The organism is Streptomyces sp. NPDC034111 (genome assembly GCF_055575375.1).
Genome location: NZ_JBVIST010000001.1, coordinates 332482 through 357804, shown reverse-complemented (window position 1 = coordinate 357804; position 25323 = coordinate 332482). Strand labels below are relative to the sequence as shown.

At 72.2% G+C, this 25323-nt stretch carries 24 protein-coding genes and 1 riboswitch; of the genes, 13 read left to right on the top strand and 11 right to left on the bottom strand.

Annotated elements, in window-relative coordinates; all coding sequences use genetic code 11:
* Position 1: 1 nt before the first annotated feature.
* Positions 2–568, bottom strand: coding sequence for a hypothetical protein (locus ACZ55A_RS01600; protein WP_468831492.1), 567 nt, complete (start codon positions 566–568; stop codon positions 2–4).
* Entirely contained in the window at positions 555–1361 is an 807-nt protein-coding gene (locus tag ACZ55A_RS01595; RefSeq protein ID WP_468831489.1) for an alpha/beta hydrolase, read from the bottom strand. The genes ACZ55A_RS01600 and ACZ55A_RS01595 overlap by 14 nt, the downstream gene beginning before the upstream one ends.
* Positions 1362–1575: 214 nt before the next feature.
* Between ACZ55A_RS01595 and ACZ55A_RS01590 the strand changes: the two genes are divergently transcribed.
* The 5 genes from ACZ55A_RS01590 (at position 1576) to ACZ55A_RS01570 (ending at position 6707) form a co-directional block, all read left to right on the top strand.
* Positions 1576–2310 carry a lysophospholipid acyltransferase family protein gene (locus ACZ55A_RS01590; protein WP_468831486.1) on the top strand — a complete coding sequence of 245 codons (735 nt, stop codon included), beginning with the start codon at positions 1576–1578 and terminating at the stop codon, positions 2308–2310.
* Between the two features lie 145 nt (positions 2311–2455).
* Entirely contained in the window at positions 2456–3700 is a 1245-nt protein-coding gene (macS, locus tag ACZ55A_RS01585; protein WP_468831483.1) for a MacS family sensor histidine kinase, read from the top strand.
* Positions 3697–4368: a response regulator gene (locus ACZ55A_RS01580; RefSeq protein WP_468831480.1), complete on the top strand. Its 672-nt coding sequence runs from the start codon at positions 3697–3699 to the stop codon at positions 4366–4368. Before macS ends, ACZ55A_RS01580 begins: the two co-directional genes overlap by 4 nt.
* Positions 4369–4552: 184 nt before the next feature.
* Positions 4553–5581, top strand: coding sequence for a 6-phosphofructokinase (locus ACZ55A_RS01575; protein WP_468831477.1), 1029 nt, complete (start codon positions 4553–4555; stop codon positions 5579–5581).
* A 109-nt stretch (positions 5582–5690) separates the two neighbouring features.
* Positions 5691–6707: a 2-hydroxyacid dehydrogenase gene (locus ACZ55A_RS01570; RefSeq protein WP_468831475.1), complete on the top strand. Its 1017-nt coding sequence runs from the start codon at positions 5691–5693 to the stop codon at positions 6705–6707.
* Here the strand turns inward: ACZ55A_RS01570 and ACZ55A_RS01565 are convergent.
* On the bottom strand, positions 6673–8628 hold the full coding sequence (locus ACZ55A_RS01565) for an anthranilate synthase family protein (protein ID WP_468831472.1): 1956 nt from the start codon (positions 8626–8628) through the stop codon (positions 6673–6675). The genes ACZ55A_RS01570 and ACZ55A_RS01565 overlap by 35 nt on opposite strands.
* Before the next feature lie 262 nt (positions 8629–8890).
* On the opposite strand from ACZ55A_RS01565, the gene ACZ55A_RS01560 reads away from it, so the two are divergent.
* A complete protein-coding gene (locus ACZ55A_RS01560) occupies positions 8891–10240 on the top strand; it encodes a class II 3-deoxy-7-phosphoheptulonate synthase (RefSeq protein WP_468831469.1) in 1350 nt (449 codons plus the stop codon).
* A gap of 175 nt (positions 10241–10415) precedes the next feature.
* Positions 10416–10703 carry a (2Fe-2S)-binding protein gene (locus tag ACZ55A_RS01555; RefSeq protein ID WP_468831466.1) on the top strand — a complete coding sequence of 96 codons (288 nt, stop codon included), beginning with the start codon at positions 10416–10418 and terminating at the stop codon, positions 10701–10703.
* A 43-nt stretch (positions 10704–10746) separates the two neighbouring features.
* On the opposite strand, the gene bfr is transcribed toward ACZ55A_RS01555, so the two are convergent.
* On the bottom strand, positions 10747–11223 hold the full coding sequence (gene bfr / locus ACZ55A_RS01550; RefSeq protein ID WP_468831464.1) for a bacterioferritin: 477 nt from the start codon (positions 11221–11223) through the stop codon (positions 10747–10749).
* Between the two features lie 146 nt (positions 11224–11369).
* On the opposite strand from bfr, the gene ACZ55A_RS01545 reads away from it, so the two are divergent.
* Positions 11370–12002: a sulfite oxidase-like oxidoreductase gene (locus tag ACZ55A_RS01545; RefSeq protein ID WP_468831461.1), complete on the top strand. Its 633-nt coding sequence runs from the start codon at positions 11370–11372 to the stop codon at positions 12000–12002.
* Between the two features lie 81 nt (positions 12003–12083).
* Here the strand turns inward: ACZ55A_RS01545 and ACZ55A_RS01540 are convergent, their stop codons facing one another.
* The 5 genes from ACZ55A_RS01540 to thiO form a co-directional block, all read right to left on the bottom strand.
* Positions 12084–12983 carry a deoxyribonuclease IV gene (locus ACZ55A_RS01540; RefSeq protein WP_468831458.1) on the bottom strand — a complete coding sequence of 300 codons (900 nt, stop codon included), beginning with the start codon at positions 12981–12983 and terminating at the stop codon, positions 12084–12086.
* A gap of 55 nt (positions 12984–13038) precedes the next feature.
* On the bottom strand, positions 13039–15006 hold the full coding sequence (pknB, locus tag ACZ55A_RS01535) for a Stk1 family PASTA domain-containing Ser/Thr kinase (protein ID WP_468831455.1): 1968 nt from the start codon (positions 15004–15006) through the stop codon (positions 13039–13041).
* 367 nt (positions 15007–15373) lie between these two features.
* Positions 15374–16168 carry a thiazole synthase gene (locus ACZ55A_RS01530; RefSeq protein ID WP_468831452.1) on the bottom strand — a complete coding sequence of 265 codons (795 nt, stop codon included), beginning with the start codon at positions 16166–16168 and terminating at the stop codon, positions 15374–15376.
* 2 nt (positions 16169–16170) lie between these two features.
* Positions 16171–16395, bottom strand: a complete 225-nt coding sequence (gene thiS / locus ACZ55A_RS01525) for a sulfur carrier protein ThiS (protein WP_468831449.1) — start codon at positions 16393–16395, stop codon at positions 16171–16173.
* The gene (gene thiO / locus ACZ55A_RS01520; RefSeq protein ID WP_468831447.1) at positions 16392–17606 is read right to left on the bottom strand and encodes a glycine oxidase ThiO; all 1215 of its coding nucleotides are present in this window, start codon (positions 17604–17606) and stop codon (positions 16392–16394) included. The genes thiS and thiO overlap by 4 nt, the downstream gene beginning before the upstream one ends.
* Positions 17604–17717: riboswitch (TPP riboswitch) on the bottom strand. Its footprint overlaps the gene before it by 3 nt.
* Positions 17718–17894: 177 nt before the next feature.
* On the opposite strand from thiO, the gene ACZ55A_RS01515 reads away from it, so the two are divergent.
* From ACZ55A_RS01515 to ACZ55A_RS01495, 5 genes are all read left to right on the top strand, one after another.
* Entirely contained in the window at positions 17895–19169 is a 1275-nt protein-coding gene (locus ACZ55A_RS01515) for an NAD(P)/FAD-dependent oxidoreductase (protein WP_468831444.1), read from the top strand.
* Positions 19170–19296: 127 nt separating this feature from the next.
* The gene (locus ACZ55A_RS01510; RefSeq protein ID WP_468831442.1) at positions 19297–19662 is read left to right on the top strand and encodes an Rv2175c family DNA-binding protein; all 366 of its coding nucleotides are present in this window, start codon (positions 19297–19299) and stop codon (positions 19660–19662) included.
* 118 nt (positions 19663–19780) lie between these two features.
* The gene (gene thiE, locus ACZ55A_RS01505) at positions 19781–20446 is read left to right on the top strand and encodes a thiamine phosphate synthase (RefSeq protein ID WP_468831440.1); all 666 of its coding nucleotides are present in this window, start codon (positions 19781–19783) and stop codon (positions 20444–20446) included.
* A 140-nt stretch (positions 20447–20586) separates the two neighbouring features.
* Entirely contained in the window at positions 20587–21504 is a 918-nt protein-coding gene (gene metF, locus ACZ55A_RS01500; RefSeq protein WP_468831437.1) for a methylenetetrahydrofolate reductase [NAD(P)H], read from the top strand.
* 36 nt (positions 21505–21540) lie between these two features.
* Positions 21541–22734, top strand: a complete 1194-nt coding sequence (locus ACZ55A_RS01495) for a hypothetical protein (RefSeq protein WP_468831434.1) — start codon at positions 21541–21543, stop codon at positions 22732–22734.
* Positions 22735–22771: 37 nt separating this feature from the next.
* Here ACZ55A_RS01495 and ACZ55A_RS01490 read toward each other — a convergent pair whose 3' ends face one another.
* Both ACZ55A_RS01490 and ACZ55A_RS01485 read right to left on the bottom strand, forming a co-directional pair.
* Entirely contained in the window at positions 22772–24289 is a 1518-nt protein-coding gene (locus ACZ55A_RS01490; protein WP_468831431.1) for a phytoene desaturase family protein, read from the bottom strand.
* Between the two features lie 70 nt (positions 24290–24359).
* Complete coding sequence (locus ACZ55A_RS01485; RefSeq protein WP_468831428.1) at positions 24360–25001, bottom strand: DUF4126 domain-containing protein; 642 nt, start codon at positions 24999–25001, stop codon at positions 24360–24362.
* Positions 25002–25323 lie beyond the last annotated feature (322 nt).

Below are 25323 nucleotides of genomic sequence, written 5' to 3'. Positions count from 1 at the left end.
CTCACACCACCGCGCCGCCGCCGGGAAGGTGGTCGTCGTCCTCGTCGTCGTTGTTCATCCGCGCCACGAGCGTGGCGAAGCCGCCGAGGAAGCCGCCGATGCCGAGGACGGTCAGCCACCAGGTCACCGGCTGCTGGAGGATCACCATGGCCACCAGGAGCAGCGGACCGCCCAGCACGGCGATCCAGGCGAACTTGGTGGTGGTGTCGGCCTTCGGGAGCGGGGGCGGTTCGGGCGGGGTGAAGTGGCCCTCGTCGGTCGCGTCGAAGTCGTCGTCGGACGCCTCCGCGGCCGACCAGTCGCGCGGGCCGACGCCCGGCGCGAAGACGACGAAGCTGCCGGGGCTCGCGGCTTCGCCCTTGCCCTCGCCCCCGCCTTCGCCCTTGCCCGTCCCCTCGTCCGCGCCGTCCGTGCCGGACCCGGCCTGCTTGGTGCTGGCGCTGGCGCTGTCGCCGGCGTCGTCCGCCGCGGGGAACGACGGCTGCTCGCCGTAGCCCGCGACGATCTCCGCCCAGGCGGCGTCCTCGTCCAGCGGGTCCCGGGGGTCGCGGGGGCTACGCTCCGCCACGGGCCGCCGTCCCCTCATGGGCCGCATCCGCCCGGTCCCCTTGCGCCTCCGGGGCGAGCCGCGAGATGAAGGCGAAGGTGTCCCGGAAGATCTGCTCCGCGTCGTGGTCCAGCGTCGCGACGTGGTAGCTGCGCTCCAGCAGCGTCTGCCGCACATCCGTCGAGGAGACCCGGGCGAGGATCCGCTCGGAGTCCGCCGCCGGGACGACGTGGTCCTGCGGGCTGGTCATCACCAGCAACGGCTGGGTGACGCCGGGGAGTTCGGAGTCGACCTGCTGGAAGAACCGGCGCAGCGAGTACGCGGCGTGCAGCGGCACCCGGTCGTAGCCGATCTCCTCGGTGTCCGGCTTGGCGATATCGCTGGCGATCCCCTTGGTGGTCAGTACGAGATGCCGCAGTACCGGCAGCAGCGGCGCCGCGGCATCATGGACCTTGTTCGCCGGGTTGACCAGTGCCACGCCGCTGATCGCGGTGCCGTGCTTGGCCGCCAGGCGCAGCGCCAGCGCGCCGCCCATCGACAGCCCGCAGACGAAGACCTTGGCGCAGCGTTCGGTCAGCGCGCGCAGTTCGCGGTCGACCTCGGCGTACCAGTCCTGCCAGGTCGTCAGCTGGAGGTCCTGCCAGCGGGTGCCGTGGCCGGGCAGCAGCGGGAGGGCGACCGTGAGCCCCTGGCCGGCCAGATATTCGGCCCAGGGGCGCACGGACTGCGGGGAGCCGGTGAAGCCGTGGCACACAAGGACGCCGACCTCTCCGCCGTCACGGCGGAACGGCTCGGCTCCGGGAAGGAGCGGCACCGGGGGACTCCGATCGATGAGGGGGCCTGGCGAGTTACCTCAGGGTACGCAAAGTGACGGCGGGCGGGTAGGTCCGGCGTCACCCACAGCCGTGTACACGGGCGCGGGCCCGTCGCGGGGGCACCGTCACCGCCCGGTCGGGGCGAGCGTGTCACCGGGGCAGGTTAAGGTCTTTGCGTCACACACAGGAGGCAGTCGGTTGATCTACGGCGCAATGAAGTTTTCCATCGGCGGGTCGCTGAAGCTTGCCTTCAGGCCCTGGGTGGAAGGCATCGAGAACGTTCCCGCGGAGGGTCCGGCGATCCTCGCGAGCAACCACCTGTCCTTCTCGGACTCCTTCTTCCTGCCCGCGGTGCTCGACCGCAAGGTCACCTTCATCGCGAAGGCCGAGTACTTCACCTCGCCGGGCGTGAAGGGACGGCTGACCGCCGCGTTCTTCAAGGGCGTGGGCCAGCTCCCGGTCGACCGCTCGGGCGGCCGGGGCGCGGGCGAGGCGGCGATCAAGAGCGGCATCGAGGTGCTGGAGCGCGGTGAGCTGTTCGGCATCTACCCGGAGGGCACCCGCTCCCCGGACGGCCGGCTCTACCGCGGCAAGCCGGGCGGTCTGGCCCGGGTGGCGCTGGCCACCGGCGCCCCGGTCATCCCCGTGGCGATGATCGACACCGAGAAGGTGCAGCCCCCCGGCAAGATCGTGCCGAAGATGATCCGGCCGGGCATCCGTATCGGCAAGCCGCTGGACTTCACCCGCTATCAGGGCATGGAGGGCGACCGCTTCATCCTGCGGTCGGTCACCGACGAGGTCATGTACGAGATCATGAAGCTGTCGGGCCAGGAGTACGTGGACATCTACGCGACGGCCGCCAAGCGGCAGATCGCGGACGCGGCGAAGGCCGCGGAGGCGAAGAAGAAGGCCGAGGCGGAGCAGGCCAAGAAGGCCGCCGCCGAATAGGCCGAAGAGACGGGCAGGGCCGAGGCCGGGCGTGGGCGCGCCGGGCGAGGGGTGGGGGCCGGCAATGACGGACTGGGACATACCGACAGCGAGCGGCGCCATGGCCGCCCGACGCCATGGCAAGCGCCCCCCGAAGGTGCTGCGGATGTCCGTCGAGCTCCCGCTGTGGCGGGCGCTCACGGGCTACCGCATCCTCACCCTCGTCTACACCCTCTGCCTGGTGGCGCTCTCGTACCGCAGGTACGAGCATCCGCTCGGCGCCGCCGGCTATATGGCCGCGCTCACCCTCTGGATGGTGCTGACCTGGCGCCGTACCACCTCTCCGGAGCGCTGCACCCGTCGCTTCCTCATCGCCGACCTCAGCTTCGCGGTCGGCGGCATCCTGCTGACCCTGCTGGTCGACAGCCACGCCCGCATCATGGACGGCGCGCCGACGCTGCCCTCCATCTGGACCGCGGGCGCCGTACTGGGCTTCGCGATCAAGGGCGGCTGGCGCTGGGCGGCGGTGGCCTCCAGCGCGGTGGCGGCCGCCAATCTCTTCGAGCGCCAGGAGCTGGCCCGCGACACCATCCACAACGTGGTGCTGGTGTGGGTCGCCAGCGTCGCCATCGGCTATGTCGTCGAGGTGGCCCGGGCCAGTGAGCGCACCCTCGCCCGCGCGCTCCAGATCGAGGCCGCCACCCGCGAACGGGACCGGCTGGCCCGCGACATCCACGACAGCGTGCTCCAGGTGCTGGCGATGGTGCAGCGGCGCGGGGCCGCGATCGGCGGGGAGGCGGCCGAACTGGGCCGGATGGCGGGCGAACAGGAGGTCGCGCTGCGGACCCTGGTCGCCGGCGGCCCGGTGCGGCCGTCCGTGCTCGGAGCGGCGCCGGATGCGCCGGCCACGGTGCCGTACGACAGCGGCGCGGCGGACCGGGCGGCCGCCCCGGCGCGGAGTGCCGCGTCACCGGCCGCCCACGGGCCCTGCGATGTCCGGGCGCTGCTCGCCCCGTACGCCGGCGCCGGAGTCACCTTCTCCGAGCCGGGTGCCCCGGTCGAGCTGCCCGCCGCCGCGGCGGCGGAGCTCCAGGCCGCTGTCGGTGCCGCGTTGGACAATGTCCGGGTGCATGCGGGGGACGGTGCCCACGCATGGATCCTGGTGGAGGACGAACCGCACGCGGTGATCGTGACGGTCCGCGACGACGGCCCCGGCATCCCCGAGGGCCGGCTCGCGGACGCCGAGCGCGAGGGCCGGCTGGGCGTGGCCCTGTCGATCCGCGGCCGGCTGCGGGATCTGGGCGGCAGCGCCGAGTGGGTCTCGGTCCCGGGCCAGGGCACGGAAGTGGAATTGACGGTCCCCAAGGGCGCGAAGTCCGAGGGCGGAAGACGGGGGAAGGCACGCGCGTGAGTGAACAGACGGGCCTGAAGGTCATGGTGGTCGACGACCACCCGATGTGGCGCGACGCGGTCGCGCGGGATCTGGCGGAGGCCGGCTTCGAGGTGGTGGCGACGGCCGGCGACGGCCTCCAGGCAGTGCGCAGGGCGCAGGCCGCCTCGCCCGATGTGCTGGTCCTCGACCTCAACCTGCCGGGGCTGCCCGGCGTGCAGGTGTGCAAGGAGCTGGTCGGTGCCAATCCCGCGCTGCGGGTGCTGGTGCTGTCCGCCAGCGGAGAGCACGCCGATGTGCTGGAGGCCGTCAAGTCCGGGGCGACCGGCTATCTGCTGAAGTCGGCGAGCACCCAGGAGCTGCTGGACGCGGTGCGGCGCACGGCCGCCGGGGACGCGGTGTTCACACCCGGTCTGGCCGGTCTGGTGCTCGGTGAGTACCGCAGGCTGGCGACCGAGCCCGCCCCCGCGACGCCGGACAAACCGGGCGCCCCGCAGCTGACGGAGCGCGAGACCGAGGTGCTGCGGCTGGTCGCCAAGGGACTCTCGTACAAGCAGATCGCCGAGCGGCTGGTCATCTCGCACCGCACGGTGCAGAACCACGTCCAGAACACCCTCGGCAAGCTCCAGTTGCACAACCGTGTGGAGCTGGTGCGCTATGCGATCGAGCGCGGGCTCGACGAGGCCTGACCGGCGCACCCGCGGCCGGGCCGGCGCACCCCGCCCGTACGGGTGAACACCGTGCATCAACTCCCCGGAAATTCACCGTCATCGCGGTTTGTCCCATCCCTGAGTGACCCAGATCACCATTAGCGTGACCGGCGTCGGATCGACCACGGCCGTGCGCGGCCCTGACGGGATGTAGGTGATTGCAGTGCGGGTCGGAGTACTGACCGGCGGCGGCGACTGCCCGGGTCTGAACGCAGTGATCAGGGGCATCGTCCGCAAGGGCACCCAGGAGTACGGATACGACCTCGTCGGCTTCCGGGACGGCTGGCGCGGGCCGCTCGAGAACGACACGGTGCCGCTCGACATCTCCGCGGTGCGCGGCATCCTGCCCCGGGGCGGGACGATCCTCGGCTCCTCGCGGACCAACCCCTTCCAGCAGGACGACGGCGTCCGCCGGATCAAGGACACCCTCACCAAGCAGGAGGTCGACGCGCTGATCGCGATCGGCGGGGAGGACACCCTCGGCGTCGCGGCCCGGCTGTCCGACGACTACGGAATCCCGTGCGTGGGCGTCCCCAAGACCATCGACAACGACCTGTCGGCCACGGACTACACCTTCGGCTTCGACACCGCCGTCGGCGTCGCCACCGAGGCCATCGACCGGCTGCACACCACCGCCGAGTCCCATATGCGCGTCCTGGTCGTCGAGGTGATGGGCCGGCACGCCGGCTGGATCGCGCTGCACTCGGGCCTGGCCGGCGGGGCGAACGTCATCCTCATCCCCGAGCAGCGCTTCGACGTCGAGCAGGTCTGCCGGTGGATCGAATCCCGGTTCAAGGTGCGCTACGCCCCGATCGTGGTGGTCGCCGAGGGCGCGATGCCCAAGGACGGCCAGATGGTCCTCAAGGACGACTCCAAGGACTCCTTCGGACACGTCCGGCTGTCGGGCGTGGGGGAGTGGCTGGCCAAGGAGATCGAGTCGCGCACCGGCAAGGAGGCCCGTACGACGGTGCTCGGCCACACCCAGCGCGGCGGCACCCCCAGCGCCTTCGACCGCTGGCTGGCCACCCGTTTCGGGCTGCACGCCATCGACGCGGTGCACGACGGCGACTTCGGCAAGATGGTCGCGCTGCGCGGTACGGACATCGTCCGGGTGCCGATCGCGGAGGCGACGGCCCGGCTGAAGACCGTCGATCCGGCCCTCTACGCCGAGGCCGGGGTCTTCTTCGGCTGACCGGATCGCCCGCCCTCCGGGCGGCACCGCCGGGCGAGGGGCCGTATATTCGCCTACGCGACATATCCGGCCCATTGCTTCTACGCGAAACGTACCGGCGGGAGAGAATGTGGAGATCGTCGCCTTCGGTGTGCAGGCGGATGAGCGGCCGTTCCTGGACAGGGCCTTCGCCGGCCGGCACCAGATCCGCAGCCTGGACGTCTTCCTCAACCGCGACACCGCCCCCATCGCGCACGGCTACGAGATCGTCAGCTCCAGCGTCAACGCCGACCTCGGCGCGGACGTCCTCCAGATCCTCGCGGCCGGCGGGACGAAGATGATCGCCCAGCGCTCCACCGGCTTCAACAACATCGATCTGGAGGCCGCGGCCGACCTCGGCATGAGCATCGGCCGGGTCTCCCACTACTCGCCCTACGCGGTCGCCGAGTTCGCCTGGGGCCTCGCCCTCGCCGTCGACCGGCGGATCGTCCGCGCCACCCACCGCACCCGCAACTTCGACTTCCGGCTGGACGGCCTGATGGGCCGCGATCTGCGCGGACGTACGGCCGGGGTGCTCGGCACCGGCAAGATCGGCGAGGCGTTCACCCGGATCGCCCACGGCTTCGGGATGAACCTGCTGGGCTGGGACATCGCCGAGAATCCGCGCTGCCTCGCACTGGGCATGGAGTACGTCGACCGGCAGCGGCTGTGCGCCGAGGCCGATCTGCTCACCCTCCACCTGCCGCTGGTGCCGGACACCCGGCACCTCATCGACGCCGCCGCGCTGGCCGCGATGAAGCACGACGCCATCCTGATCAACACCAGCCGCGGCGGACTCGTCGACACCGCCGCCCTCGTCGACACCCTCAAGGCCGGCCGGCTCACCGGCGTCGGCCTGGACGTCTACGAGGAGGAGGCCGCGTTCTTCTACCGCGACAGGTCCCTGGACGTGATCGGCGACGACACCCTCGCACGGCTGATGACCTTCGCGAACGTGCTGGTCACCTCCCACCAGGCGTACTTCACCGAGGATGCGGTCGGCCAGATCACCGAGGCCACCGTGGCCAACGTCGAGGACTACCTGGCCCACCGCACCAACGAGAACATGCTGGTCACACGAGGACAGCTGCCAGCAGCTGCGCGGTGACCGCGGCCCCGTCCAGGGTCAGTACCGACTCCGGATGGAACTGCACCCCCGCAAAGCCCGGACCGCGCAGCGCATGCACCTCGCCGGTCTCCGCGTCCCGGCTCAGCTCCACGCGGTGCATGGCCAGTTCGGCCGCCGTACGGTCGTCACAGCGGGCCGTGAAGGTGTTGTAGAAGCCGACCGTCTCCGGGCGGCCGAAGAAGTCGATCCGCTCCTGCGCGCCCTGGAACGGCACCTCCTTGCGGACGATCTCCAACCCCAGCTCCGCGGCGAGGAGTTCATGGCCGAGGCAGACGCCGAGCAGGCCCGAGCGGTGCCCGCCCACCAGTTCCGCGGTGAGCGCCCGCAGGAAGCGCATCTTGGGGTCGGCGGCGTCCGAGGGATCGCCCGGCCCCGGGCCCAGCACGACCGGGCCCCGGTGCGCCAGGGCGGCCTCGCGCAGCCCCGGCTCGTCGAAGCGCCGCACGGTCACCGTCAGCCCCGAGGTGCGCAGCAGATGCGCCAGCATCGCGGTGAAGGTGTCCTCCGCGTCGATCACCAGCGCATGCCCGCTCAGCGCGGCGGTCGGCGCGGTGGTCTGCATCCGCAGCCAGAACGGCGCCAGATCCGCGCGGCGGGCGTCCAGGGCGGCCCGTACCCGCGGGTCGTCGGCCAGCCGCGGGGGCCGGCCCCCGTCCGCCGGGCCCGCGGGCGCCTCCCGTACGCCCAGCGCGGTGAGCACCCCGGCCGCCTTGGCATGGGTCTCGGCGACCTCGCCGTGCGGGTCGGAGGCGCGCACCAGCGTGGCGCCGACCGGCACCCGCAGCCTGCCGTCGGCGGCGATGTCGGCGGTACGGATCAGGATCGGCGAGTCCAGCGTCTGCGCGCCCCCGGCGTCCCGGCCGATCAGCGCCAGGGCCCCCGCGTAGTAGCCGCGGCCCCGCCCGTCCGGGCCCACCGGCTCGTGCCGCTCGATGACCCGGCAGGCGTTCTGCACCGGCGAACCGGTGACCGTCGCCGCGAACATCGTCTCCCTGAGCACCTCGCGCACATCGAGCGTGGACCGGCCGCGCAGCTCGTACTCGGTGTGCGCGAGATGCGCCATCTCCTTGAGCCGGGGCCCGATCACCACCCCGCCCTTGTCGCCGACGGTGCACATCATCTTCAGCTCCTCGTCCACCACCATCGACAGCTCCTCGACCTCCTTGCGGTCGCCGAGGAAGGCCAGCAGGCTCTCGGGGGTCGGCCCGCCGGCCGGGTAGCGGTAGGTGCCGCTGATCGGGTTCATCACGACGGTCCCGCCGCTCATCCGGACATGGACCTCGGGGCTGGCGCCGACCAGCGTGTGCACCCCGGGGCGGTGCACCACATACGTCCAGTACGCACCCCGCTCACCGGCCAGCAGCCGCCGGAACAGCGCCAGCGCATCGGCCGCCGAGAAGTCCGCGATCGTGCCCTCGAACGTCCGGCGGATGACGAAGTTCGCCCCTTCGCCGGTGCCGATCTCGTCCCGCACCACCCGGCCGACGATCTCCGCGTACGCCGCGTCGTCCACATCGAACGCCCCGTCCGCCACGGCGACGTCATGCCCAGGCAGCGCCGCCAGTACGTCGTCCAGCCGCAGCTCACAGCTCTCCCGGGGCCGCAGCACGGCCAGCGGGGTGCCGTCGTCGTGCGCCCGGAACCCGCGCTCGCGGATCTGCCGGAACGGGATCAGCGCCAGCGCATCGGTCACCGGCGTTCCGGGCGCCGTCTCACCCAGTGGGATGTCGGCCAGTCGCTCGACCTCCGTCACCTCGCCGATCAGCACCTCTACGGTGTCCGCCGCCTCCCGGCCGGGGGAGCGGCGGCGCAGCAGGGCGAACGGCGGGCAGGCGGGGTCGAGCAGCCGCTGGACGAGCGCGGCGGCGTCGGGGTGCGGGACGTGGGACGCGCGGTGCATGGCGGTTTCCTTCCAGGTGGGCCGGGAAAGAGGGCACGGCCGCCTGGAAAGGCTGAAGGCCGCCCCTCGGGCGGCCTTCGCGGAGTTCTGGGATGTGCGCGCGAAATCAGTGGGCCGCCGGATGAGCGGTCCACCACCAGTTCATGTTCATGGCCGGTCGCGTGCACATGGGGCGCACCCTACCCGACCGCCCGAGTGCCGTGCGTCTCAAAGTCCGGATGCCGGGGCGGACGGGACCTCCGGACCCCGTAATGTTGGCTTTGTGACCGTGAACGCTGAAACCCACGCCGGTGGCAACACCTGGCGAGACCTGCCCGCGGCGCAGCAGCCTGACTGGCCGGACCAAGAGGCTCTGCGCGATGTGATCGCGGAGCTCGAGTCCTATCCGCCGCTCGTCTTCGCGGGCGAGTGCGACCAGCTGCGCGAGCGCCTGGGAGCGGTCGCCCGTGGTGAGGCGTTCCTGCTTCAGGGCGGCGACTGTGCGGAGGCCTTCGACGCCGTATCCGCCGAGCACATCCGCAACAAGCTCAAGACGCTTCTCCAGATGGGCGCCGTACTGACCTACGCCGGGTCCGTCCCGGTGGTCAAGGTCGGCCGGATCGCCGGCCAGTACAGCAAGCCGCGCTCCAAGCCGACCGAGACCCGTGACGGGGTGACCCTGCCGACCTACCGCGGCGACTCCGTCAACGGCTTCGAGTTCACCGAGGCGGCCCGGATCCCGGACCCCCAGCGGCTCAAGCGGATGTACCACGCCTCCGCGGCGACCCTGAACCTCGTGCGCGCCTTCACCACCGGCGGCTACGCCGATCTGCGTCAGGTGCACGCCTGGAACCAGGACTTCGTGAAGTCCTCGCCCTCCGGGCAGCGCTACGAGGCGCTGGCCCGCGAGATCGACCGTGCGCTGAACTTCATGAACGCCTGCGGGGTGGACCCGGAGGAGTTCAAGACCGTCGAGTTCTTCTCCTCGCACGAGGCGCTGATCCTGGACTACGAGTCGGCGCTGACCCGCACCGACTCGCGCACCGGCAACCTCTACGACGTCTCCGGCCACATGGTCTGGATCGGCGAGCGCACCCGTCAGCTGGACGGTGCGCACATCGAGTTCGCCGCGCGCATCCGCAACCCGATCGGTGTCAAGCTCGGCCCGACGACCACGCCCGAGGACGCGCTCACGCTCATCGAGCGGCTCGACCCGGAGCGCGAGCCGGGCCGGCTGACCTTCATCACCCGCATGGGAGCGGACAAGGTCCGCGACAAGCTCCCCGAGCTGGTCGAGAAGGTCACCGCCTCCGGCGCGCAGGTCGCCTGGATCTGCGACCCGATGCACGGCAACACCTTCGAGGCCGCCTCCGGTCACAAGACCCGGCGCTTCGACGATGTGCTGGACGAGGTCAAGGGCTTCTTCGAGGTCCACAAGAGCCTCGGCACCCACCCTGGCGGCATCCACGTCGAGCTGACCGGCGACGATGTCACCGAGTGCGTGGGCGGCGGCGACGAGATCTTCGTCGATGATCTGCACCAGCGCTACGAGACCGCCTGCGACCCGCGGCTCAACCGCAGCCAGTCGCTGGACCTGGCCTTCCTGGTGGCGGAGATGTACCGCGATCAGTGAGCGGGACCGAACGCAGTGGGGCGCGGATCGTGTGATCCGCGCCCCACTGCGCTGTCCGGGGCCGTTCGGGCGTTGTGGGGGCCCGCCGGGCCAGGTAAGGTAAGGGTAACCTCACTCAAGATCAGCTGGTCTGGTCGACGAGTCCTCTCCGAGCCGCCCCAAGAGGTGAAACCGCGTGTACGTCTGCTCTTGCTTCGGGATCACCGAGCAGCAGGTCCGCGAGCACGCGGGCACCGGCGCCTGCACGCCGCGCCAGATCGCCTCCGCCTGCAAGGCCGGCACCGACTGCGGCAACTGCGTACGCCGCATCCAGGCGCTGCTCGGCCGCGGCTCGTGCCCCCGCCGGGACCTCGTCGACAACGGCGCGTCCGACCCGCTGGCGACGGACGAGCAGACGCCGGGGCCACAGCCGGTCGCGGGGGTGGGCGCACCGGCGCCCGCGGTGCTCTCGGAGGCCGCGTAGTCCCCAGGGCGGTACGCCGGGCTCCCGCCATGGCGCCGTCCGCTCAGCTCGGCTGCTCGACCACCTGGGCCAGATAGAGCGCCTCCCCGAGCTTCTGGACCAGCTCCAGCTGGGTGTCGAGATAGTCGATGTGGTGCTCCTCGTCCGCGAGAATGGCCTCGAAAATGTTCGCCGAGGTGATGTCGCCCTTGTTGCGCATCAGCTCGATACCGCGCTTGAGCCGGTCGATCGCCTCCACCTCGATCTGCCGGTCCGCCTCGAACATCTCGGTGACGGACTGGCCGACCCGTACGTGGAACAGCCGCTGGTAATTCGGCAGGCCTTCGAGGAAGAGAATCCGGTCCGTCAGGACCTCCGCATGCTTCATCTCGTCGAAGGACTCGGCACGGGTGTACTTCGCGAGCTTCGTCCAGCCGAAGTTCTCCTGCATCTTGGCGTGCAGGAAGTACTGGTTGATCGCGGTCAGCTCGGCGGTCAGCTGCTCGTTGAGGAATTCGATGACCTCGGGGTCACCCTGCATGGCTGCGGGCTCCTTCCACGCGAGAACTGGGCAGGTGCCGCGCATCCTCGCACCGCCCGGAAGCACCGTCCAGTAAGTGCACGCTTAGTAGGAGTTGCCCGATTCCCTCCCTCCCTGGTCATCGGCACCCCTTCCGGTCTGACAACATGGAGGGCATGGGTCAGCCGGAAAGCCACGGAGCGGAGCAGCCACAGCTGCCTCCCGGGCAGCGGCTCCAGCGGGGCTGGCCGGTGACGCATTACGGGCCGGTCCCCAAGTTCCGCGCCGAACGCTGGGAGTTCCGGGCCTTCGGCGCCACCGCGGACGGTGCGAAGCACTGCTGGTCGCACGACGAATTCACGGCACTTCCGTACACCACGGTCGTCTCCGATATGCACTGCGTGACGAAATTCAGCATGCTCGGAGCCGAATGGGGCGGGGTGCTCTCCAAGACCATTCTGGATCTTGCGCCGCCCGCGCCCGACGTCACCCATGTGATGGTGTGGGCCGAGTACGGCTTCAGCTCGAATCTCCGGCTGGCGGATTTCGCCGCGGAGAACTGCATTTTCGCCACCCACCGCGACGGTGAACTGCTCACCGCCGAGCACGGCTTCCCGGTCCGCCTGATCGTGCCCCATCTGTACGCCTGGAAAGGCCCCAAGTGGGTCCGCGGCATCGAATACATGCGGGCTGACCGCCGCGGCTTCTGGGAGGAGCGCGGCTACCACAACCTGGGCGACCCCTGGCGCGAACAGCGCTACTCCTACCAGGAAGAGCCCGGGGACGGCCCCGAGCTGTGACGGGAATACCCCCCGCACCCACCCCGTTGAGGCCCCGTAGGGGGCCCTCGCACCCCCTACGGGATCTGTTCGCCCCTCCCCCTAAGGCGCCCGCAGCCCCTTGAGGCGGGCCACGTCCGCCGCATGGCCTTCCTTGCCGCCCGGTGTCTCCACGACCAGCGGCACCCCGGCGGTCGACGGATGGCTGAACAGCTCGGCGAACGGCTCCGTACCGATATGCCCCGCGCCGATGTTCGCGTGCCGGTCCTTGTGCGCGCCGGCCACGTCCTTGGAGTCATTGGCGTGGATCAGCTTCAGCCGTCCCTCGCCGGTGACCTCCACCAGCTCGTCCAGCAGCGCCTTCGTCCCGCCCGGCGCCGCCATGTCGTGCCCGGCCGCGAACGCATGGCAGGTGTCCAGGCAGACCCCCAGCTTCGGGTGCCGGTCCAGCGCATCGAAGTACGGCCCCAGATCCTCCGCCCGGGCACACAGCGACGCGCCCTGTCCGGCCGTCGGCTCCAGCAGCAGCCAGGGGTCCTCGGGGTGCGTCAGCTCGTCCAGCAACGGCCGCAGCCGCTCCCTGACCTGCGCCATCGCCACCGTACGCGGGCGCCCGCCGGTCGCCGACCCGGTGTGCACCACCACCCCGAGCGCACCGATCTCCCGGCCCCGGCGCAGCGAATGCCGCAGCGAGGCCACGGACCGCTCGACGGTCGCCTCGGTGTGCGAGCCGAAGTTGATCAGATACGGCGCATGCACATACGCCGGCATCCCCTGGAGCGCACAGGCCGCGCGGAACGCCTCGTCCTGCTCGGGGTTGCCGGGCAGCGTCGCCCAGCCGCGCGGATTGGCCACGAAGACCTGGACGACTTCATCGCCCATCTCACGGGCGTACGGAATGCCGGTCTTCGCCAGCCCGCCGGCCACCGGCACATGGCCACCGACCGGATTACGGGCCCGGGCGCGCTGCTCGGCGCCCTGGGGGGAGGGGGATCTGCTCACCCTCCCAGGGTGCCAGGTGCCGCACGACGGCCGTACGGCACCCGGCACCGGCTGCCTACAGGGCTCCCTTGAGCTTGATGGTGATCGTGCCGCCCTTGGGCGCCTTCTGGCCGCCCTCGACGGACTGCGAGTCGACCTCGTCCTGCGGGAAGAGCCACGGCTTCTTCACCTCGACCCGGAAGCCGAGCGCGGTGAGCTCCTTCTTGGCGTCCTCGGCCTTCTTGCCGGTGACATCCGGGACGGTGATCATCTCCGGGCCCTTGGAGAGCGTCAGGGTGACCGTGTCACCCTTGCCGAGCTTGCCGCCCTCACCCGGCGACTGACGGGCGACGGTGCCCTTGTCCTCCGGCGAGAACACCGGCTGCTCGGCGAACCGCGCCTTGAAGCCCGCCTCGCGCAGCGTGTCCGCGGCGTCCGCGCGCTCGCTGCCGATGACCCCGGGCACCTCGACCTCAGGGCCCCGGCTGATGGTCAGCGCCACCGCCGTATCGGGCCGCCGCTTGCTGCCCGCCACCGGGTCCGTACGGATCACCGAACCCTTGGCGACCTCATCGCTGAACGCCCGGGTCTCGGTGCCCGGGATCAGACCGCGGTCGCGCAGCTTGCGCTTGGCGTCCGCGACCGGGGTGCCCGAGAGATCCGGGACGGCGACGATGTCCGGGCCACGCGAGACGGTGAGCGTGACCGTCCACGTCCCGCGGATCCGCTTGCCGGTCGCGGGGTCCGTCTTCATGACGTGCCCGCGCTCCACGTTGGGACTGAAACCGCGTACGACCTTGACCCCCAGACCCGCGTCCCGCAGGGTCTTCTCGGCCTTGGCCTGCGGCATGTCCAGCACCGCCGGGACGGTGGTGAACTGGCCGGAGTTGATGTACCAGACGCCCGTACCGACGCCGAGGACCAACAGCACCGCCGCGATGATCGTGGCCAGCCTGCGCCGCTGGAGCAGCCCGCCAGGGGGCGCCACGGGCGCAGCCACCGGCCGCAGCCGGGTCGTCTGCTCCGGCGGCGGCACCTCCAGCCGGCTGGTCCGGTTCAGCTCCGCCTCGTCCGCCCCCGGCAACGGCAGCTGCACGGCGGCGGCCCGGGGTATCACGTCCGTGGGCTCCGAGTCGCTGCCGGCACCGCCCGCCGGCACCTCCTTGGCCTGCGGCGGTACGACGTCCAGCTGCTCGTCGGTCAGCCCCGCCCGCGTCTCCCGGGCACGGGACAGCAGCACCACCGCGTCCTGCGCACGCTGCTGCGGTTCGCGGGCGGTCGCCTGCGCGACCAGCGCGTCCAGCCCCGGCGCGAGCCCCGGCACCAGCGCGGACGGCGGCTGTACGTCCTCGTGCAGATGCTGATAGATGACCTGCGCCACCGAGCCGCCCGTATGGGGCTTGCTGCCGGTCAGCATCTCGTAGAGCACCACACCGCACGCATAGACATCGACCCGGGCGTCGGCGGTGCCGTGCTCCAGCTGCTCGGGCGCCAGATACGACACGGTCCCCAGGACCGAGCCCGTCGAAGAGGTGGTGTTGGTGTCCACCGCGCGCACCAGACCGAAGTCGGCGACCTTGACCCGGCCGTCGTCCCCGATCAGCACGTTCTCCGGCTTCATGTCGCGGTGCACCAGACCGGCGCGGTGCGCGGCCCCCAGGGCGGCCAGGATCGGCTCCAGGATGTCCAGCGCGGCCCGCGGCTGGAGCGCACCCCGCTCGCGCAGCACATCGCGCAGCGTGCAGCCGGCGACGTACTCCATCGCCAGATAGACGTACGTCCCGTCCGTGCCCTGGTCGAAGACGCCCACCACATTCGGATGCGACAGCCGGGCGACCGACTTCGCCTCACGGATGAAACGGTCCACGAACGCCCCGTCCGTGGCCAGGCTCGGATGCATCACCTTCAGCGCGAGCACACGGTCGAGCCGGGTGTCCACGGCCCGGTAGACCGTGGCCATACCGCCGGCCGCGATGCGCGCCTGGATGCGGTATCGGCCGTCGAGCAGCTGGCCTACGAGGGGGTCTTCGAGCGTCGTATCCACGGAAGGGGAGTCTATTCGTACGTTGTCGGGTGCGGCGCCGTGTCCCGTCTCGCCGTTGCGCCTGCGGCGGGCGTGGGCTGTCGGGTGCGGTGCCGCTCCTCCGGACTTCGTCCTGCGGCGCGGCCCCTCCCGTGAGTGGGTGGTAGAGGCCGGTGGGGGTGCACGTGATCTCTTACGTGCACCCCCACCGGCCTTTTCCCTTCCCCACAACGGGAGGGGACGGGCCGGAGGGGCCTTGTTTGTGGACGTAAAGCGAAGCAGTCCACAAACAAGGCCCCGGAGGTCCGTCACCGCACCCGACCACCACCTGGCCCGCCGCAGGCGCCACGGCGAGAAACCACCAAGGCGGGAAAGCCAAAAACGTGGGCTAGAACGCAGGCCGCTCAGGGTCCAGCGCAGGCACACCCTCCGTAGGTGAGGACGCAAGGGCGAAGTGCCGGCGCGGAATCCTGCCCGCCCGGCGGGCATAGCGACCCGCTTCGACCGCGTGGCGCATCGCGTGGGCCATCAGCTCGGGCTCCTGTGCGCGGGTCACGGCGGATGCCAGCATCACCGCGGCGCAGCCCAGCTCCATGGCGAGTGCGGCGTCCGAGGCGGTGCCGGCGCCCGCGTCCAGGATGACCGGTACGCCGGCCCGCTCGGTGATCAGCTGGAAGTTGTGCGGGTTGCGGATGCCCAGGCCGGAGCCGATCGGCGAGCCCAGCGGCATGATCGCGGCGCAGCCGACATCCTCCAGTTTGCGGGCCAGCACCGGGTCGTCGTTGGTGTAGGGCAGCACGGTGAAGCCGTCGTCGACCAGGGTCTCGGCGGCCTCCAGCAGCTCGACCGGGTCGGGCAGCAGGGTGCGCTCGTCGGCGACGACCTCCAGCTTGACCCAGTCCGTGCCCAGCGCCTCCCGGGCGAGCCGGGCGGTGAGCACCGCCTCGCCCGCGGTGAAGCAGCCCGCCGTATTGGGCAGCACCCGGATGTGGTGTCGGGTGAGGAGGGACAGCACCGAGCCCTGCACGGTGGGGTCCAGCCGCCGCATGGCGACCGTCGTCAGCTCCGTACCGGAGGCGAGCAGCGCACGCTCCAGGACGTCGAGGCTGGGCGCGCCGCCGGTGCCCATGATCAGGCGGGAGGCGAAGGTGGTGCCGGCGAGGGTGAGCTGGTCATCGGCCATGATCAGCCTCCCTGGACGGCGGTGAGCACCTCGACGCGGTCGCCCTCGCCGAGCGGGGTGGCGGCCCACCGGGTGCGGGGGACGACGACCTCGTTGAGCGCGGCGGCCACCCCTGAGGGCGCCGTGGTCAGGGTGGCGACGAGCCGGTCGAGGGTGAGGCCGCCGGGGATCTCCCGGGTCTCGCCGTTGAGGGACACGGACACGGTGGTGGTGTCGGGGGCGCTCATACGGGCTGCTCCTCCAGGAGGCGGGTGCGCTCGGTGGCGGGGGCGAAGCGTGCGGGGGTGAAGGGTCGGGCCTCTTCGGGGAGGCTTCCGGTGGCCAGGGCCTCGGCCATCGCGTCACCGGTGACCGGCGTCAGCAGCACGCCGTTGCGGTAGTGGCCGGTGGCCAGGTGGAGGCCGGGCAGCGCGGTCGGGCCCAGGAGCGGCGCGTTGTCGGGGGAGGTGGGGCGCAGCCCTGCGCAGCTCTCCACGAGTGGCAGCTCGGTGATGCCCGGGACCAGCTCGTGCGCGTCCCGCAGCAGCTCGTAGACGCCGCCGGCGGTCACGGTGGTGTCCCAGCCCAGCTCCTCGCTGGTGGCGCCGATGACCAGCTCACCGTTCTCCCGCGGCACCAGGTAGAGCGGGTTGCCGCGGACCACGGCCCGTACGGTGCGCGAGAGGAAGGCGGGGGAACCGGCGGGCACCCGGGGGAGGCGCAGACGCAGTACCTGGCCCTTGACCGGGCGTACCGGCGGCCGCACCTCGTCGGGCACCCCGGCCAGCCGGCCGCTCTCACTGCCCGCGGCCAGTACGGTCTGCCCGGCCGACACCCTTGTGCCGTCGGCGAGTTCGGCGCCGGTGGCACGCTCCCGCCCGACCGTCAGCCGCTCGGCCCGGCTCCGGTGGAAGACCACCCCGGCCCGTTCGCAGGCCACCAGCAGGGCGCTCGCCAGCTGCCGCGGATCGACCTGATGGTCGCCGTCGACCCGGAGCCCGCCGCGTACGCCGGGGGCCAGCAACGGCTCCAGACGGCGGCACTCCCGGCCGGTGAGCCACTGTGAGTCCAGGCCCGACCGGAGCTGGAGGGCGTGCAGCTCGCGCAGGTGGGCGCGGTCGTCGGCGTCCAGCGCGACGGCCAGGGTGCCGCACCGCCGGTAGCCGATCCGCTGCCCGCCGGCCTCCTCCAGCTCCTCGGCGAAGCGCGGATAGCGGCGTGCCGAGGCGAGGTTGAGGCCCAGCAGGGTCTGCTCGCCGTAGTGGAGCTCGGTGACCGCGGCCAGCATCCCGGCCGCGACGTAGGCCGCGCCGCCACCGGGCGCCGGGTCGGCCACCGCGACGGTCATCCCGCGGCCGGCCGCCCGCCAGGCGGTGACCAGGCCGATGATGCCGCCCCCGATGACGAGCACGTCGGGGTTCCCGGTAGCTGGTGTGGACGGTGTGGCAGATGGATGCATGGGCGTCCAGCTCCTCCCTTCGCCGGCATGACCCGGATCAGGTTCGTACGGTCGGAGGCCGGCCAGCCTCCCTCTCAGCCCGGTGCGTCCGGGCTCCCGCGAGTGCGTGTAGCCGTCACCCTAATACGGGGGCGCGAGGCGCCGTAAGGCAGCGCCTCGGCGCCTGCACGGGCTCCCAGGGGCTCGCGGCGCATCCCCGTGCACCGGCGCGACCGGCTGTGACGGTGTGTCAGAGATCTCCTTGCGCGCTGCTGCGAGCCCCGTCGCGGCCCGTCCTAAAGTGAGTGGGTGAGCGAGCAGAGCAAGTCCTCCCAGGCCCCTGACCGCACGCCCCGCGTCGTGATCGTCGGCGCCGGAATCGCGGGTGTGCAGACCGCCGTCGCCCTGCGCGAACAGGGCTGGCCCGGCACGATCACCCTGATCGGCGACGAGCCCCACCCGCCCTACGACCGCCCCCCGCTGTCCAAGGCGGTACTGCTGGGCAAGGCCGACGGCTCGGCCTTCGACGTGGACTTCGCCGGGCTCGGCATCGACCTCCACCTGGGCCGCCGGGTCACCGCCCTGGCCCCGCAGGACCGGCTGGTCCATACGGCCGAGGGCCCGGTCGGCTACGACTACGCGGTGATCGCGACCGGCGCCGATCCGATCACCCTGCCCGGCAGCGAGGGGCTGCCCGGCGTCCATCTGCTGCGCACCCTCGACGACGCCGAACGGCTGCGCCCGGTGCTCGCCGCCCAGCACGAGATCGTGGTCGTCGGGGCCGGCTGGATCGGCGCCGAGTTCGCCACCGCCGCACGCGAGGCGGGCTGCGCGGTCACCGTCGTCGAGGCCGCCGACCGCCCGCTGGCCGGTGCGCTGCCCGCCGAGGTCGCCGCCCATATGACCGGCTGGTACGCGGACGCCGGCGCCGAGCTGCGCACCGGCGCCCGGGTCGAGTCCGTCACCCCCGGGCAGGTCACCCTCGCGGACGGCACCCGGCTGCCCGCCGACGCGGTGGTTGTCGGGATCGGCGCCCGGCCCGCCACCGCCTGGCTGGCCGGCTCGGGCGTCGAGCTCTCGCCCGAGGACGGCTCGGTGCTCGCCGACGAGCAGCTGCGCACCTCGGTGCCCGATGTGTACGCGGTCGGCGACTGCGCCTCCTTCCCGTCGGCCCGTTACGGCAGCCGGCTGCTGATCCACCACTGGGACAACGCCCTCCAGGGCCCCCGTACGGTCGCCGAGAACATCGCCCTCGGCGGGGCGGAGGAGCTGGTCTACGACCCCGTGCCGTACTTCTGGTCCGAGCAGTTCGGCCGGTTCGTCCAGTACGCGGGCCACCACGTGGAGGGCGACGAGCTGGTCTGGCGCGGCGACCCGGCAGGCGCCGCCTGGTCGGTGCTCTGGCTGCGCCGTGAGCCGGGCGCGGCCGGTGCCGGGGAAGGCGCAGGACGGCTCGTCGCGCTGCTGGCCGTGGGGCGCCCGCGCGACCTCGCCCAGGGCCGCAAGCTCATCGAGCGGGGTGTGTCCCTGGACCGGGAGCGGGCCGCGAACGCGGCCGTACCGCTGAAGGCGGCGGCGCGGTAGGGCGGGCAGCCGGCCGGGTGTGCGGCTGGGTGTGCGGCGGGGTGTGCCGTCACCCTCCGGTGTGCCGCGGGCCCCTGATGGCGATGCCCGGCTACCGGCTGTCAGTGCGAGGTGGCACGCTTGTCCTGTGACCGAGATTGACGCAAACATCGATGGACTCGTCCCCGCCTGGCTCACCCTCCCCGACGTCGCCGAACGGCTCGGCGTCGAGGTGACACGTGTCCGGCAGCTGGTCAAGGAGGGCCAGCTGATCGCGGTGCGCCGTGGGGAGAACAGGGTGCTCCAGGTACCCGCCGATTTCATCAAGGACGACAAGGTGGTCAAGGGCCTCGTCGGCACGCTCACGCTCCTGAAGGACGACGGCTTCACCGACGAGGAGATGCTGGAGTGGCTGTTCACCGCGGATGAGAGCCTGCCCGGGACCCCGGCGCAGGCGCTGCGTGAGAACCGCGGTACGGAGGTGAAGCGCCGGGCGCAGGCGCTCGCCGTCTGATCCGCCCGGTGCGGCGCGCTCCGCTCAGCACCCTGCACCAGCATCCGTAACCACATCCCAGGGGCGTACGGGCCGGACGGCCGTCCCGTACGCCCCCGACCCGGGGGGAAGCCGCCCGATGACCACCGCACGACAAGCCCTGGCCGACGCCCGGCTCTACCTCTGCACGGGCGCCCGCACGGCCCAGGGCGACCTTCCGCAGTTCCTGGACGCCGTGCTCACCTCGGGCGTGGACATCGTCCAGCTGCGCGACAAGGGCATGGAGGCCGGCGAGGAGCTCCGGCACCTGGAGGTCTTCGCGGACGCCTGCCGACGGCACGGCAAGCTGCTCGCGGTCAACGACCGTGCGGACGTCGCCCACGCCATCGGCAGCGATGTGCTGCACCTCGGCCAGGGCGATCTGCCGGTCCCGGCCGCCCGCGCCGTCCTCGGACCGGACGTCCTGATCGGCCGCTCCACGCATGCCGAGGCCGAGGTGGACGCCGCGCTCGCCGAGCCGGGCGTCGACTACTTCTGTACGGGCCCGTGCTGGCCCACACCCACCAAGCCCGGCCGCCACGCCCCCGGCCTCGACCTGGTCCGCTACACCGCGGCCCGGGCACCGGAGCGCCCCTGGTTCGCGATCGGCGGGATCGACGAGGGCAATCTCGACGAGGTGCTCGCGGCGGGTGCCCGCAGGGTCGTGGTGGTCCGGGCGATCACCGAGGCCGACGACCCGGGCGCGGCGGCCGCGGCCCTGGCCAAGCGCGTCCGGGGCTGGGAGGGCCGGCCCGTAGTGACCTAGGTCGCTTTGTGGTGGGTGTCGGGCCGTTTCCTTACGGCCGTGCGGCCGGAAAATGTCCAACCAGTGGACATGAAGCCGACCAACCAGGCATAACGCCGATGACGGTTGGTGTGTGACCGGCCGGTGGTTAACCTGCCGGTATGGCCCTAGGTACAGCTTCCACCAGGACTGATCGCGCACGCACGGTGCGCGAACTGCTTGCGTCCGGCAAGCAGTCCTACTCGTTCGAGTTCGCCGCCCCGAAAACCGAGAAGGGTGAGCGGACCCTGTGGAACGCCATTCGTCGGATCGAGGCCGTCTCCCCGACCTTTGTCTCCGTGACGTACGGCGCCGGCGGCACCTCCCGTGACGGCACGGTGCGCGCCACCGAGCGCATCGCCACCGACACCACCCTGACCCCGGTCGCGCATCTGACCGCGGTCAACCACTCCACCGCGGACCTGCGCAACATCATCGGCCAGTACGCCGACGCCGGGATCCGCAACATGCTCGCACTGCGCGGCGACCCGCCGGGCGACCCGATGGGCGAGTGGGTCAAGCACCCTGAGGGCGTCGCCTACGCCGCCGACCTGGTCCGGCTGATCAAGGAGTCCGGCGACTTCTGCGTCGGCGTCGCCGCCTTCCCCGAGATGCACCCGCGCTCGACGGACTGGGACACCGATGTGGCCCACTTCGTGGCCAAGTGCCGGGCCGGTGCGGACTTCGCGATCACCCAGATGTTCTTCTACCCCGAGGACTACCTCAGGCTGCGGGACCGGGTCGCGGCCGCGGGTTGCCCGACGCCGATCATTCCGGAGATCATGCCGGTCACGAACGTCCGTCAGATCGAGCGGTTCGCGCAGCTCAGCAATGCGGCCTTCCCGCCCGATCTGGCCGAGCGCATCCTGGCCGTCAAGGACGACCCGGCGGCGGTACGCTCCATTGGCATCGAGTACGCGACGGAATTGTGTGCGCGCTTGATGGCCGAGGGCGTTCCCGGGTTGCACTTCATTACCCTGAACCACTCCACGGCGACGCTGGAAATCTACGAGAATCTGGGGCTGCATCAGCAGTCCTGATCACGGCTGCGGGCGAGCGGCGGAAGAGGGGCGTATATGGGCTGGACGATCCTCTACATCGCGTTCGGTCTGGTCGCCCTGTGGCTGCTCGGTGAGGTACTGCTCCAGTACAAGGCCCGGCTGCGCTGGCGGCTGCTCGCCTTCGCCGGCTTCCTCGGCGTGGTCGTCGGCGTCATCATCCCCTCGGTGATCGTGATCGGGGTGGGCCTGATCGCCTTTGCCATCGGCCAGACCCAAGTGACGCTCTCCTTCCGGCGCGGCTTCACCACCGGCTGGGCGCTCGGCGCCAAGCCCGGCAGGCCCGGCGGGGTCGGCGAGGGCACGGGCCGCCGGGGCCGCCGCTCCGGCCCGCCCGCGGCCGAACCGACGCTCCAGGTCTCGGACTTGGAGGCGGTACCGGCCGGCGAACCGCCCGTCGACGGCCCCGGCCGGGGCGGCACCGACGGGGGCCCGGACACCTTCGAGAGCACCGGCGGCTTCCAGAGCCCCGGCTTCCCGAACCAGGAGACCTACGCGGGCCAGGGCACCTACGGCGGCCAGGGCTCCTACGGCTACCAGGCCGACGGGTACGGCGCGGACGGGTACGGCGCGGACGGCGGCTACCGGAACCAGGACCCGTACGAGGACCCGCAGGACCAGAGCGTCTTCGCCACCCAGTCCTTCGACGCACCGCCCCCGGCCGCCTTCGACGACTACACCACGGCCGGCGCCGCCCCCGTCTACGCCCCGCAGCCGATGCCCGACGAGACCGGCCAGTACGGCGTCTACAGCCCCGACGCCCGTGCCACACAGAGCGGCTACGGGGACTACGGCGCCTACGGCGGCACCCCGGACAACGGCAGCAGCGACGGCAACGGCTACCCCTACGACGGCAGTTACGGCCAGCCCGCGGCCGCCCAGGACGTCTACGGCGACCCCTACGCCGCGTACGGCGACGGCCTCGGCCAGGGCGGGCAGGCGCCCTACGCCGACCCGTACGCCGGCGCCCAGCAGTACTCCGCGCCCTACGACCCCTACGCCCAGCCCGACCCGTACGCCCAGCCGCCCTACGGCGCCCAGCAGTACGACGCACAGGGGCAGCCGCTCGGCCAGAACCCGGGCCAGGGCTACGGCGAGACACCGCCCGACGGGGTCTGGGTCCCCCAGCAGCGCGACGGCGAACTCCCGCCCGAGCAGCCCTACCCGCCGTACCAGCAGCAAGGCTACGACGGGCAGCCCTACCGCTACTGAACCACCGGCCCGCGGCGGACCGCGGCGCCCAGGCCGCCTACGTGGAGCCGTGCCAGTCGTCGCCGTTCACGATCAGGCCCGCCACCAGCGCGCCGGACATCCCGGCATGCGCCGGCCCGCCGCCCGGGTGCGACCAGCCGCCGACCGCGTAGAGCCCCGGTATCCGGGTGCGGTTGCCGGGCCGCAGAAAACGGCCCTCGCGGCCCGCCAGCGCCGGCCCCGGCACCCGTTCGCCGTCCGCGGGCGGCAGCACCTCACGCCACAGCACCCGCTCCCGAAGCCCCGGAACGGCCGCCTCGGCGACCTCCACCAGCCGGTCGGCAGCCGCCTCGGCCGCCGCGCCGTCCCACCGGACCGCCGGGCCGTGCGGCGCCACCGTCGCGGTCAGCACCACGGCCTCATGACCGTCGTCGGGCCGGGTGGTGGGATCGTCCGGGCGCAGCACCGTCACCGTCGGCCGCGCGCACGGCGTCCGCAGACCGGCGCCGTCCCCGAACACCCCGGCCAGCTCCGCCGCGCGGTCCGCGGCATGGACGACGGTCCGGTGCACCGCGCCCGGCTCCCGCGCGCCGCGTAGCGCCAGACAGACCGTGAGCCGCCCCGTCGCCCCTTCGCCGGCGCCGTCCGCCGGCCGCACCTCGTCCTCCCCGTACGGCTGTCGCCCCCCGAGGAGCGCCGGCAGCCGGGCCGGATCGAGGCCCGCGACCACGAACTCCGCCTCGACGACCCGCCCGTCGGCCAGCCCGACCCCCGCCGCCCGGCCGTCCTTCTCGACGATCGCGGTCACCTCCGCACCGAAGGTGAACTCCACCTTGCGCGCCAGGCACCGCTCGTACAGCGCATCGGCCAGCGCCCGCATGCCGCCGCGCGGATACCAGCTCCCGAAGGTCTGCTCCATGTACGGCAGGACCGTGGCGCTCGCCGGGGCGCTGCGCGGATCGAAGCCGTACGCCAGGGCATGGCTCTCCAGCAGCGCCACCAGCCGGGGGTCGGACAGCTCGCGGCGGGCGACCTCGGCGAGGGTGGCGGTCGTGGGGCCCTTGCCGCGGCCGAACAGCCCGCGCCGCCGCACCGCCGGATACGGATCGCGCCCCAGCACCCGCCAGTCCTGCCACAACGGCTCCTCCAGCAGCGGCCGGCGGGTGGCGTCCCAGGCATCGCGGGCCCGGCCCACCAGGGCGCTCCAGCGCTCACCCGCGCCCGCCCCCAGCGCCTCGTCCAGGGCCGTAAGGACGCCGGCCCGCGAGGCGTTCGGCAGCGAGACGGCCGTACCGTCGGCGAAGACATGGCGGCTCGCGGGGTCGACCTGGGTCAGCTCGACGCAGCTCTCCAGCGGCTCACGCCCGGTCTTGAGGAACAGATCGCGGTAGACCGCCGGCAGATGCAGCAGGCCCGGACCCGTGTCGAACGCGAAGCCGTCCCGCGCCAGCCGGCGCACCGCGCCGCCGTGCGTCGCGCCACGCTCGAACACCGCCACCCGGTGGCCCGCGACGGCCAGCCGGGCAGCGGCCGCCATCGCGCCCATCCCGGCGCCGATCACTGCAATCCGTGCCATGCCTGCGACTTTATCCGGACCCACTGACAACGCCCGCACGGCCGCCGCCGGCCCCGGCCGCAGTGCGCGCTCAGCCCGCCGGCGGCACCGTACTGCCCGCCGCCGGCATCGCGCCGCCCGCCGCGGCCAGCCGCTTCTCCTCGCGCCGCTGGCGCCGGCGCCGCAGGAACCGGCGGATCCGCGACCAGAGCACGATCACCAGCGTGATCCCCGCGGCCAGCAGCGTGCCCGCGATGACCGCGGCGGCCACCGGATGGAACACGGCGAAAGCGATGATCCCGGCGACGCCCAGATCCTCGACGATGCTCAGCACGATGTTGCTGGCCGGCTCCGGCGAGGTGTTGACCGCGATCCGCGTACCCGCCTTGACCAGATGGCTCAGCAGCGCCGTGGAGCCTCCTACGGCGCCCGCGGCCAGCTCGGGCAGCGAACCGTTGTGCCCGGCCAGCAGCGCCGCCACCACGCCGCCGGCGACCGGCCGGATCACCGTGTGCACGGCGTCCCAGACCGAGTCCACGTACGGGATCTTGTCGGCGACCGCCTCGCACAGGAAGAGCACCCCGGCCACGATCAGCACATCGGGGCGCTGGAGCGCCGCGGGCACTTCGTCGGAGACGCCGGTCGCGCCGAGCAGGCCGAAGAGCAGGACGACGGCGTAGGCGTTGATCCCGCTCGCCCAGCCACTGGTGAAAACCAAGGGAAGTACGGACACGACGGAGATCGTAGGCCGCCGGTGGGGGCCGGTGCTCAGCTTTGAGTATCCGTACTCAGACGCCCAGATGAGTAGGTACGCGGATGGGCCTGAACCGGCCGGAACGGAAGAGTAGGCGTCGCGGAAGGGAAGCGGCGCCGCACCGCCGACACGGGGCGGCGGAACGGCGCGGCTCCCGGCCGTGACGGGGGAACACGGGGGAGCACGGGGGCTCCACGGGGGAGCACGGGGGAAGCGCTGTCCTGGTCGGATCGACGGGGGAACGATCCGCGCCAGGGCAGCGCACTTTTTCGTGCGGGCCCACGGGGGTGCGCGCCGCACC